The 11,835-nt window shown below is 68.5% G+C and carries 7 protein-coding genes; 3 read left to right on the top strand and 4 right to left on the bottom strand.

Annotated elements, in window-relative coordinates; genetic code table 11:
• Positions 1-23: 23 nt before the first annotated feature.
• The 4 genes from ABD260_RS12190 to ABD260_RS12175 all read right to left on the bottom strand — a co-directional run bounded on the left by ABD260_RS12190 (position 24) and on the right by ABD260_RS12175 (position 6,734).
• Positions 24-527, bottom strand: coding sequence for a GNAT family N-acetyltransferase (locus tag ABD260_RS12190; RefSeq protein ID WP_344233547.1), 504 nt, complete (start codon positions 525-527; stop codon positions 24-26).
• Positions 528-731: 204 nt separating this feature from the next.
• A complete protein-coding gene (locus tag ABD260_RS12185) occupies positions 732-1,958 on the bottom strand; it encodes an SWIM zinc finger family protein (protein ID WP_344233546.1) in 1,227 nt (408 codons plus the stop codon).
• Positions 1,955-4,792 carry a DEAD/DEAH box helicase gene (locus tag ABD260_RS12180; protein WP_344233545.1) on the bottom strand — a complete coding sequence of 946 codons (2,838 nt, stop codon included), beginning with the start codon at positions 4,790-4,792 and terminating at the stop codon, positions 1,955-1,957. Before ABD260_RS12180 ends, ABD260_RS12185 begins: the two co-directional genes overlap by 4 nt.
• Positions 4,793-4,856: 64 nt before the next feature.
• Entirely contained in the window at positions 4,857-6,734 is a 1,878-nt protein-coding gene (locus tag ABD260_RS12175; protein WP_344233576.1) for an ABC transporter ATP-binding protein, read from the bottom strand.
• 635 nt (positions 6,735-7,369) lie between these two features.
• Here ABD260_RS12175 and ABD260_RS12170 point away from each other — a divergent pair.
• The 3 genes from ABD260_RS12170 to ABD260_RS12160 are packed head-to-tail and all read left to right on the top strand — an operon-like array spanning position 7,370 to position 11,795.
• Positions 7,370-8,038 (top strand): TetR/AcrR family transcriptional regulator, encoded by a 669-nt coding sequence (locus ABD260_RS12170; RefSeq protein ID WP_344233544.1) that lies wholly within the window; start codon positions 7,370-7,372, stop codon positions 8,036-8,038.
• The gene (locus tag ABD260_RS12165) at positions 8,038-9,771 is read left to right on the top strand and encodes an ABC transporter ATP-binding protein (RefSeq protein ID WP_344233543.1); all 1,734 of its coding nucleotides are present in this window, start codon (positions 8,038-8,040) and stop codon (positions 9,769-9,771) included. The genes ABD260_RS12170 and ABD260_RS12165 overlap by 1 nt, the downstream gene beginning before the upstream one ends.
• Positions 9,768-11,795, top strand: a complete 2,028-nt coding sequence (locus ABD260_RS12160; RefSeq protein WP_344233542.1) for an ABC transporter ATP-binding protein — start codon at positions 9,768-9,770, stop codon at positions 11,793-11,795. Before ABD260_RS12165 ends, ABD260_RS12160 begins: the two co-directional genes overlap by 4 nt.
• The last annotated feature ends 40 nt before the right edge of the window (positions 11,796-11,835 follow it).

Genomic DNA, 11,835 nt, shown 5'->3' with positions numbered 1-11,835 from the left:
TCCTCGGGCTGGATGGGCGTCGGTCAGGTGGTGACGGGGTACGTCAGCAGTCCGGCCGGCACCTTGTGGTCACCGAGCGCGAGCGCCATCAAGTGCGGTCCGTCGTACTCCGGATGGTGGATACCGAACTCGGTAGCCTGCCGGAAGCCGAACCGCGGGTAGTACTCCTTGTGACCGAGCACCATCATCGCGGGCTCGGTGCGGGTGTGCGCGACCGCCAGCGCGGCCCGGATCGCCGCGCCACCGGCGCCGCCACCCTGATGCTCGGGAAGGACCGCGACCGGGCCGAGTGACAGCACCGGCACGTCACCGACGTGACAGCGGGTCAGCAGCGCGTACGCGATCGGCTGGTCGTCCGGGGTGGTCGCCACGAACGACAGGCCCGGAATCCACGCGATCGGGTGGTCGCGGTGCGCGTCCAGATAGTCGACCTCGAGCTCGCGGCCGAAGGCGGCGCGGGTGATGTCGCGGAGCGGCTCGACGTCAGCCGGGGTCTCGACGCGGGTGTGCCAAGAAAGGTTGGACAACGGAGGTCCCTTTCGGAGTTCAGAAGGTGAGTTGCATGACCGTGTACGCCACCGGACGTGCGGCGGCGCGAAATCGCGCGGTCATCAACTCCACCTCCTTCTTCCTCCGAAGCTGACAGCTACCTTAGCGGGTCCGCTCGCACCCGCGCAGCCGATTTACCACCCGACGAAGACCTCGAAGCACTCCGCATCACCACTCGGGCGTTACCACTCGGCGGCGAACGCCGAGAGCGGATCGGCGGACGCCGGCGCCGCGGGCGTCCACACCTCGCCGATCAGCCGGTACGCATGCCACCGCCCGAGGCGATCCAGCCGCAGCTGAAGGTCAGGGGTAATGGTGAGGTGGTTGGCGGTTGTAGTGATGGTCAGCTGGTCGTCGGTGGCTTGGAGTTCGGTGCGGGCGCGGTTGAGGTCGGCGGGGTCGGGGGTCCAGGTGTGTTCGAGGACGTCGAGCCCGGGTGCGCCGCCGTACCGCCAGGCTTGGATGCCGAGGGCAAGCTCCCGCCCGGTCGCCGCAGTCAATGGCGCGGCGAGCTCCGGGAAGTCAGCGGCGAGGCGGATCGTGTCCTGCCATTCGTCGAGCGGTGCCGGCTCCGCGGTGTTGTGCAGGAGCGCATTGAGGACGGCGCGAGCGCGCCGGGCAGCGTCGAGTACGAGGAGCTGGAGCACCGCCGGCCCGACCCCATCGGGCGGCTCAATCGCTACGACCGGCAGCTGATCGAGCCCGATCTTGCCGGGCAACTCAGGCACGTCCGGCAACTCGCCTGGCGTCGCCGCAAGCACCTCAGCCACCAAAACCCCAGCACCGTCGCTGCCCCCAGCACGCTCACCACTCGCCACGTCGCCCGGCGTGTGTTCACCACCAGCCGCGGGGCGCTGCAGCTCGGCCAGGATGTCCTCCCGCGTGCGCCCGCGCAGCAACAGGAGCACGAACGGATCCGCGTCCAGCAACCACGCAACCTGGTAACAAAGCGCAGCCGCATGCTGGCACGGCAGCTCCCACGCGTCACACGTACAACTCGGATCGAGATCCCCGATCCCAGGCAGCAACGCCACCCCAGCGTCCGCCGCCGCCTCGACCAGGTCATGCGGCATTTCGCCATCAAGCAAGGCCGCGATGTGTCCCGCCCGCGCCGCGACCTGCTCCAGAAACCGCCGCCAGTCCTCCGCATCCAACTCGTCAACCTGGACGACCGACTCGTACGTGTCCTCCGGCGCGTACACGGTCGCGGCGATCCGCCCGGCGCTGACCGTGATGGTGCCGACCTGTCCCGAGTTCGCGTACCGGCGGCCTTTCTTCAACTGGCCGTTGTCGAGCGAGGTGTCCTCCATCGCCTGCACCCAGGCCCGCGCCCACCACGACCGCCCGCGCGTACTCCGCGCCTGCGCACTCGACGCGGCGAACGCCGGGAACCCACGCACCGCACTCATCGCGCACCTCCCCGCACACGTCCGCCCTGTGTCGATCCGGCCAGCGTCGATCCCAGCGTCGATCCGGCCAGTGCCGAACGGTCGGCGCGGAGCTCGACCAAGTCGGCCAGCTCGGCGTCCGACAGCTCGGTCAGCGCCGCCTCGCCACCAGTCAGCACGGCCTCGGCCAGCTCCCGTTTGGTCGCGAGCATCGCCGCGATCCGGTCCTCGATGGTGCCTTCGGCAATCAGCCGGTGCACCTGCACCGGCCGCGTCTGCCCGATCCGGTACGCCCGGTCGGTCGCCTGATCTTCGACGGCCGGATTCCACCACCGGTCGTAGTGCACGACATGGTCGGCGCGCGTCAGGTTCAGCCCGGTGCCGGCCGCCTTCAAGGACAGCAGGAACACCCGTACCTCACCGGCCTGGAAGCGGTCGACCATCTCCTCGCGCCGCGCCACCGGCGTACCCCCGTGGAGCAGCTGGCTGGGAATGCCGCGGTCGGCGAGATGCCGTTCGAGCAGTCGCGCCATCGCCACGTACTGTGTGAACACGAGCACCGCGCCGTCCTCGGCGACGATCGTCTCCAGCAACTCGTCGAGCAGCTCGAGCTTCCCGGACCGCCCGCTCAACCGGGCCTCGTCCGGCTCCTTCAGGTACTGCGCCGGGTGGTTGCAGATCTGCTTCAGCCCGGTGAGCAGCTTGACGATCTTTCCGCGGCGCGCCATCTGATCGCTGGCCTCGATGTCGGCCATCAGCTCGCGGACGGTTGCCTCGTACAACACCACTTGCTCGCGGGTGAGCGACACCGGCTGATCGGTCTCGGTCTTCGGCGGCAGCTCCGGCGCGATCCCCGGGTCCGACTTGCGGCGCCGCAGCAGGAACGGGCGTACGAGAGTCGCCAGCCGCGCCGCGACCTCCTCGTCCTTGTCCGCTTCGATCGGGGTCGCCCAGTGGTTCCGGAACGTGCTGAGCCGCCCGAGCAGGCCCGGCGTGGTCCAGTCGAGGATCGCCCACAACTCGGACAGGTTGTTCTCAACCGGCGTCCCCGTCAACGCCACCCGCGACAAGGCCGGCACCGTACGAAGCGCCTTCGCCGTACCGGAGGAGGGATTCTTCACGTGCTGCGCTTCGTCCGCGACGACCAGCCCCCACCGATGATCGGCGAGGCGTACGGCGTCGCGCCGGAGCGTCCCGTACGTCGTCAGCACGAAGCCGTCTTGGGCATCGTCCAGCGAACGAGCAGTGCCATGGAAGCGCCGTACTGGTGTGCCGGGTGCGAAGCGCTGAACCTCGCGCTCCCAGTTGCCCAGCAGTGACGCCGGACAGACGACGAGCGTCGGCCCGGCCGTATCAGCGGACTGCTGACGATGAAGGTGCAAGGAGATCAGCGTGATCGTCTTGCCGAGACCCATGTCGTCGGCGAGGCAGCCGCCGAGGCCGAGCGAGGTCATCCGGGACAGCCACCGCACGCCGCGGAGCTGGTAGTCCCGCAATGTCGCCTGCAGCCCGGCCGGCGCTTCGATCGGCTCGTCGGCGCGCTCCGGATCCGCGATCCGGGCGCGCAGGTCCTCCAGCCAGCGGGTCGGGGTGACGGTGACCTGCCGGCCGTCGACCTCGGTGGTACCGGTCAGCGCGGCCCCCAGCGCGTCGATCGCGGTGACCGGTTTGAGGATGCGTTCGCGGGCCTTGCGGGCGAGCTCGGGGTCGATCAGCATCCACTGATCCCGCAGCCGTACGACCGGCCGCGTCGCCTCGGCCAGCTGGTCGAGCTCGGCCTCGGACAACGGGTCGTCGCCGAGCGCCACCTGCCAGCTGAAGTCGAGCGTGGTCTGACCGCCGAAGAAGCTCGGCAGATTGCTCGGCGGTCCGTCGGCCGAGGTGATCGCAGCCCGTGCGGTCAGCTTGCGACCGAGGCTGCGCGGCCAGTGCAGGTCGACGCCCGCCGCAGTGAGCCGTTGTCCCGAACCGGCCAGCAGGTCGGCCACGTCCTCGTCGGCCAGCTCCATCTGGTCCGGCACGGGGGAGTCGAGCAGCCGGGTCAGTGGTTGCCACACCCGCGCGGCGCGCCGGATCGCGAGCGTTGCGTCGATCCGTGCCCGTGGGCCGAAGCCCGGTACGTCGTCCGACCACACGTCATCCGCGTCGCGGACGAGGGTCGGGTCCTTCAAACTGTGCAGCTGGACGATGGCCGCGAAGTTCAGTGACTCGGTCATCTCGATCCGCAGCGAGATCCGTACGCCGCTGTCGAGCCCGGCCGACACCTCGTCGGCCCACCCGCGCAACCGGTCGGCGCGCTGCGGCGCCTTCGCGGTGAACAGGTCGGTCTGATGTGCCTTCGCGGCGGCGGGCGACCGTGGCATCCCGTCGGCGACCGCGTCGAGGAACTCCCGCAGCAGCTCCTCCGCCACCGGCACCCGCGCACCCGTCTCAGCGGCGGGGAGTGCGCGGGCTGATGGCGGCATGGCTTCGGCCAGGGTGAGTACGCGGGTGATGTCGTCGGGATCGAGCGGGCCGACCCGCCAGGCGTCATGACCGGCGGGGGAGACGCCCGGGAGGAGCTTGCCCCGGGCAACCAGCTGCAGCGCGACCAGCGCGGCACCGCCCCAGAACGCCGCTGATGGATGGGCACCGGCCGCCCGGCGCATCCGTCCGAGGACGCCGACCGCCTCACTCACCGGAAGCTCGACCGCCCGGACGACGGTCTGCTCGGTGGTCAGATCCACGTGGTCGCCGAGCCCGGTGGGCAGCGGGCCGCCGTCGGGGTCCCAGAAGGCGATCCGGCCTTCCCGGGGTGGATCGGATGGACGGAAAACCGCCGCGTAGCCTGCCAGTTCCTGCCCCGTGACCGCCAAGCCGGCGACCTCCTCGTCCTGGTGCGAATCCGCGTAGTTCGAATGGTCAGTGATGCGGTGCTGCTCAGACCGGAAGCGGCGCGCCTTCCGCCCCCGGCTGGTCGAACTGGGTCCGGTACAGCTCTTCGTAACGTCCGCGAGCGGTGAGGAGTTCCGTGTGCCGGCCGCGTTCGACGATCCGGCCGTCCTCGATCACCAGGATCTGGTCGGCCGCGCGGATCGTCGACAACCGGTGCGCGATCACCACCGCCGTACGCCCCGCGAGCGCCTCGGTCAGCGCTGCCTGCACGGCCGCCTCGTTGGTCGAGTCGAGCGCCGCGGTCGCCTCGTCGAGGATCACCACCCGGGGCTGCGCGAGCAGCAACCGGGCAATGGTCAGCCGCTGCCGCTCACCACCGGACAACCGGTACCCGCGCTCGCCGACGACGGTGTCCAGCTGATCCGGCAGCGAACGGATGAGCTCGCCCAGCCGCGCCCGCTCCAACGCGTCCCACACCTCGTCTTCGGAGGCTTCGGGACGGGCGAGCAACAGGTTCTCCCGGATGCTGTCGTGGAAGAGGTGGCCGTCCTGCGTGACCATCCCGAGCGTCTCGCGCAACGATTCCGCGGACACGTCGCGTACGTCGGTGCCGGCCAGTCGCACCACACCCGAGTCCACGTCGTACAGCCGCGGGAGGAGCTGGGCGATCGTCGACTTGCCGGCGCCGGACGACCCGACCAGCGCGATCATCTGCCCTGGCTCGGCCCGGAACGACACCTCGTGCAGCACCTCGACGCCGCCCCGAGTGTCGAGCTTCGCGACCTCTTCGAGCGACGCCAGCGACACCTTGTCCGCCGACGGGTACGCGAAGCTGACCGCGTCGAACTCGACCGAGACCGGTCCTTCCGGCACGCGCCCGGCGTCCGGCTTGTCCTTGATCAGCGGCTCCAGATCCAGCACCTCGAAGACCCGCTCGAAGCTGACCAGCGCGGTCATCACCTCGAGCCGCGCGCTCGCGAGCGCGGTCAGCGGCGAGTACAACCGGGTCAGCAGCAGCGCCATCGAGACGACCGCACCCGCGTCGAGCTGATGCCGCAAGGCGAGGAAGCCACCAAGCCCGTACACGACCGCCAGCGCCAGCGCCGACACCAAGGTCAGCGCGGTGACGAAGATCCATTGCACCATCGCCGTCCGGACGCCGATGTCCCGCACCCGCCGGGCCCGGATCGCGAACTCGGACGACTCCCGGGCCGGCCGGCCGAACAGCTTGACCAGCGTCGCGCCCGGCGCGGAGAACCGCTCGGTCATCTGCGTGCTCATGGTGGCGTTGTAGTTGGCGGCCTCCCGCTGCAGGCCGGCCAGCCGCGACCCGAACCGGCGGGCCGGGATGACGAAGATCGGCAGGATGACCAGCGCGAGCAGCGTGATCTGCCAGGACACCCGCAGCATCACGATCAGCGTCAGCACGAGCACGACCAGGTTGCTGACCACGCCGGACAACGTGTCGCTGAACGCGCGCTGGGCGCCGATCACGTCGTTGTTCAGCCGGGAGACCAGCGCGCCGGTGCGGGTCCGGGTGAAGAACGCGATCGGCATCCGCTGGATGTGGTCGAAGACCGCGGTCCGCAGATCCAGGATCAGGCCTTCGCCGATACTCGCCGACAGCCAGCGGGTGAACAGCCCGAGCGCGGCCTCGGCGACCGCGATCAGCGCGATCAGCAGGGACAGCTGCAGCACGACGCTGAAGGCCTTGCCGTCGACGATCGCGTTGACCACGTTGCCGGCCAGGATCGGCGTCGCGACGGCCAGCACGGCGCCGCCGGTGCTCAGCACCAGGAACCAGATCAGGTGTTTGCGGTGTGGCCGCGCGAACGCGAGGATCCGGCGCAGCGTCGCGCGGGAGAACGGCCGTTTCTCGTCCTGCGCGTGCATCGCGTGGTACATCGAGTTCCACGCGGTCATTTCCATACTCACAGCTGGGCTCCGCTGAATCGATCGGTCGGGACTGTCGATGATTCCGGACACCACCGACAAAACCCGACGCTAGAACCTCGAGCAATGTAGAGGTCAACCCCCGGGCAATCTCCGTACATTGTACGGTACGAGGACGAGCGAAACCCCCGGCTCTCGTGACTGATGTGTGGGTCACCTGGAACGGGGGCCCGAAGGTCGTCGGGATGCTAGTGGAGCCTTTTGCTGGAATAGCGCCAGAAAAGCTCCTGCCCGGCCCGGAAAGGCTCTCGCGACGATGCAGTGTCGTGTTGTGGGCGGGTGGACAGGACGTGTGGGTTGGGTGGGTAGTGCACTTGAGCGTGAAGGGGTCGGGGTGTACGGCGTCTCGGGGGTGCACTACCTGTCGAGCTGCCGATTGTCCGCTGCGAGCACGGCCGGGCGCGATCGCGGTTGCAGGGTCGGTGCGTCAGCCTGCCGGAGCGCGGGCAACTGCCGGGGCGTGAACACTCGGCGGGGGCCGTGGACGGCGGAGCAGGCGCCAAGCGCGAGAGTCAAAATCTACTTGTGAGTGAGTACTCACTCATGCTCGCGGCGGAGCCTGTGCGTAGTTGTGAGTGAGTACTCACTCAGTTATCGTGGAGCGCGTGAGTCCACGAGCAACCCCACTGCCACCCGAGGAGCGGCGCGCCGCGATCGTCGAGGCGACACTGCCGTTGCTGGAGGAGTTCGGCCCGGAGGTCAGCACCAAGCGGATCGCCGAAGCGGCCGGCGTCGCCGAAGGCACGATCTTCCGCGCCTTCGGCAGCAAGGACGCGTTGCTGCAGGCGGTGATGGCGACCGCGATGGACACCAGTGACGTGATCACCGCGCTGGAGCGGGTCGACCGGTCGCTGCCGCTGCGGGAGCGGACCATCGCCGCGGTCGAGGCGAGCCAGACGCTGCTGCGCCGGATCTTCCGCCTGATGGTCGCGATGCGGCTGCGCCGGCCGCCGGACCTGAAACAGACCCCGATGGATGAGGCGCGCCGCAAGCGCCAGTCCGACCTGACCAACGCCGCGTTCGCCGATCTGCTCCGCCCGGACGCGGACCAGCTCCGGCTGCCACCGGAGGAGGTGGTCCGGATGATCGGGCTGCTCACCTTCTCCGCCACCCATCCGATGATTTCCGGCGGCCACGCGCTGACCGCCGAGGAGATCGTCGACCTCGCGTTCGACGGTCTCCGCAAGCGCCACACCGGTCAGCCACCGGCTTCCGAGGACGTCGTCGAGTTCGCGCTCGAAGGCGCCCGTCATCACGACTCTGGGGAAGATTGATGTTACTTCGAGTCTTGCGTACGCACCTGCGTCCGTACGCGGGAAACCTGTCCCTGGTGGTCGTCCTGCAGTTGATCGGGACGATCGCCTCCCTCTACCTGCCGACGCTCAACGCCGACATCATCGACAACGGTGTGGCCAAGGGCGACACCAGCTACATCATGCAGACCGGCGGCTGGATGCTCGGCGTCAGCCTGCTGCAGATCGCCTGCACGATCACCGCCGTGTACTTCGGCGCGAAGACAGCCGCGCTGTTCGGGCGCGATGTCCGGGCGGCGGTCTTCCACCGGGTCGGTGAGTTCTCCGCCCGCGAGGTGAACCAGTTCGGGGCGCCGACGCTGATCTCGCGCAGCACGAACGACGTACAGCAGATCCAGATGCTGGTCGTGATGACCACGACGATGCTGGTCGCGGCTCCGATCACGATGGTCGGCGGCATCATCATGGCGGTTCGCCAGGACGTCGGCCTGTCCTGGCTGGTCGCGGTCGCCGTACCGCTGCTGGCCATCAGCGTCGGGTTCATCGCGAGCCGGATGGTCCCGCAGTTCCGGAAGATGCAGAAGAACATCGACGGGGTGAACCGGGTGCTGCGCGAGCAGATCACCGGTATCCGGGTGGTCCGCGCGTTCGTCCGCGAGCCGCACGAGGTCAAGCGGTTCGGCGAAGCGAACGAGAACCTGACCGACACCGCGATCCGGGCCGGCCGGCTGATGGCGCTGGTCTTCCCGACCGTGATGCTGATCCTGAACGTCTCGAGCGTCGCGGTGCTGTGGTTCGGTGCCTCCCGGATCGAGGACGGGAAGATGCAGGTCGGCGCGCTGACCGCGTTCCTGAGCTACCTGATCCAGATCCTGTTCTCGGTGATGATGGGTGTGTTCGTGATGATCATGGTGCCGCGCGCCTCGGTCTGCGCGGACCGGATCGCCGAGGTGCTCGACACCGACTCGTCGGTACGCCCGCCGGTCACGCCGATCACGAGCTTCACCGGTCGCGGCGAGCTGGTCTTCGAGAACGCATCCTTCAAGTACCCAGGTGCTGCTGAGCCGGTGCTGCGTGACATCAGTTTCGCCGCCTCGCCGGGGCAGACGACCGCGATCATCGGAAGTACCGGCGCCGGCAAGACCACGTTGCTGTCGCTCGTACCCCGATTGTTCGACGCGACCGAGGGGCGGGTGCTCGTGGACGGCATCGACGTACGCGACATCGAGCCGGAGGCGCTCTGGGAGCGGATCGGCCTGGTGCCGCAGCGCCCGTACCTGTTCTCCGGAACGGTCGCGAGCAACCTGCGGTACGGGAACCCGGACGCGACCGACGACGAACTGTGGGAAGCGCTGGAGATCGCCCAAGGACGCGACTTCGTCGAGGCGATGCCGGAAGGACTGGAATCGCCGATCGCGCAAGGCGGCACGAACGTCTCCGGCGGTCAGCGGCAGCGGCTCGCGATCGCGCGGGCGCTGGTCCGCAAACCCGAGATCTACCTGTTCGACGACTCGTTCTCGGCCCTCGACCTGGCCACCGACGCGCGGCTCCGGTCGGCGCTGCGGCCGGTCACCCGGGACGCCTGCATGGTCATCGTGGCGCAGCGCGTCTCGACCATCATCGACGCCGACCAGATCGTGGTGATCGAGGACGGCGCGATCGTCGGCACGGGCAGGCATGAGGAACTGCTCGACACGTGTCCGACGTACCTCGAGATCGTCGAGTCCCAGCGGTCCGCGGAGGAGGCGGCATGAGTGAGGAAACAGAGGCCGCTCCGGAGGGCAAGGAGACGGTAAAGGCCACCGAGCGGCCGAACACGGGTCGGGCGTTCGGGCCTCCGGGTGGTATCCCGGGCGACAAGTCCATGAACTTCCTGCCGTCGGCGAAGCGGCTGCTCGGCCGGCTGCGGCCGCACCGGTTGCAGGTGTCCGGTGTGATCCTGCTGGCGATCTTCAGCGTCGGGCTCTCGGTGCTCGGCCCGAAGATCCTCGGCCGGGCCACCGACATCATCTTCGCCGGCGCCATCGGCAAGCACCTGCCGAGCGGAGTCAGCAAGGCACAGGTGATCGAGCAGACCCGGGCCTCGGGCAACGGACGGCTCGCGGACCTGCTGCAGGGAATCGACCTGATCCCGGGGGTCGGCATCGATTTCGATGCCCTGCGCAACGTTCTGCTGCTGGTGCTCGGGCTGTACGCCGGGGCGTTCTTCCTGTCCTGGGCACAGGGTTACATCCTGAACGGCGTGGTCCAGCGGACCATCCTCAGCCTGCGCTCGGACGTCGAGGACAAGCTGAACCGGCTGCCGCTGAGCTACTTCGACGGTGCGCCGCGCGGCGAACTGCTCAGCCGGGTGACGAACGACATCGACAACATCTCGACCAGCCTGCAGCAGACCCTCAGCCAGCTGCTGACCTCGCTGCTGACCGTGATCGGCGTCTTGACGATGATGTTTGTCGTCTCGCCGACGCTGGCGCTGATTGCCTTGATCTCGATCCCGATCTCGATGGTGCTGACCGCGGTGATCGCGAAGCGGTCGCAGGCCCGGTTCGTCGCGCAGTGGCGGCACACCGGTGCGCTGAACGGTCAGATCGAGGAGGCGTTCACCGGGCACGAGCTGGTGAAGGTGTTCGGCCGGCAGAAGGAGATCGAGGCGAACTTCGCGAAGAAGAACGACGAGCTGTACCAGGCCGCGTTCGGTGCGCAGTTCATCTCCGGCCTGATCATGCCGGTGATGATGTTCGTCGGGAACCTGAACTACGTGGTGATCGCGGTCATCGGTGGTCTGCGGGTCGCGTCCGGCACAATGTCACTGGGTGATGTGCAGGCGTTCATCCAGTACTCGCGCCAGTTCACCCAGCCGCTGACCCAGGTCGCGTCGATGGCGAACTTGCTGCAGTCGGGGGTGGCCTCGGCCGAGCGGGTGTTCGAGGTGCTGGATGCCGAGGAGCAGGTGCCGGAGGACGAGACGCCGGAGAAGGTCACCGACGCGCGGGGACGGGTCGAGTTCGAGCACGTCTCGTTCTCGTACGACCCGGCGAAGCCGCTGATCAGCGATCTGAGCCTGGTCGCCGAGCCCGGCCAGACGGTCGCGATCGTCGGCCCGACCGGCGCCGGCAAGACCACGCTGGTGAACCTGATCATGCGCTTCTACGAGCTGAACGGCGGCAAGATCACGCTCGACGGCGTGGACATCACCGAGCTGACCCGGCACGACCTGCGATCGCGGATCGGCATGGTGCTGCAGGACACCTGGCTGTTCGGCGGCACGATCCGCGACAACCTCCTGTACGGGAACCTGGACGCCACCGAGGAGGACATGCTCGCGGCAGCCAAGGCGACGTACGTGGACCGCTTCGTCCACAGCCTGCCGGACGGCTACGACACGGTCATCGACGAGGAAGGCAGCAACGTCAGCGCCGGTGAGAAGCAGCTGCTCACCATCGCCCGCGCGTTCCTGGCCGACCCGCAGTTGCTGATCCTGGACGAAGCCACCAGCTCGGTCGACACCCGCACGGAGGTCCTGGTCCAACGCGCCATGGCCGCCCTGAGGTCCGACCGCACCAGCTTCGTCATCGCCCATCGCCTGTCGACGATCCGCGACGCCGACCTGATCCTGGTCATGGAAGACGGCGCCATCGTCGAGCAAGGCAACCACCAGCAACTACTGACCCTCGACGGCGCCTACGCCCGCCTCTACAACGCCCAATTCACCGGCGCCGTAACCGACATAGACGAGGAAGCTGCTGCTCTGCCCACCGGCAGCCCAATCTCCAGCTAACTCAAACCCAACCAACTGAGAACGGGGACGCCGCAACCGG

The organism is Kribbella hippodromi (assembly GCF_039531045.1).
Taxonomy (GTDB): domain Bacteria; phylum Actinomycetota; class Actinomycetes; order Propionibacteriales; family Kribbellaceae; genus Kribbella; species Kribbella hippodromi.
This window is presented reverse-complemented; position numbering and strand designations above follow the sequence as displayed.

Bases quoted from the DNA above. Each gene is read 5' to 3' on its own strand.
- ABD260_RS12185 (WP_344233546.1), bottom strand. From the start codon at position 1,958: ATGAGTGCGGTGCGTGGGTTCCCGGCGTTCGCCGCGTCGAGTGCGCAG.
- ABD260_RS12175 (WP_344233576.1), bottom strand. From the start codon at position 6,734: ATGACCGCGTGGAACTCGATGTACCACGCGATGCACGCGCAGGACGAG.
- ABD260_RS12165 (WP_344233543.1), top strand. From the start codon at position 8,038: ATGTTACTTCGAGTCTTGCGTACGCACCTGCGTCCGTACGCGGGAAAC.
- ABD260_RS12160 (WP_344233542.1), top strand. From the start codon at position 9,768: ATGAGTGAGGAAACAGAGGCCGCTCCGGAGGGCAAGGAGACGGTAAAG.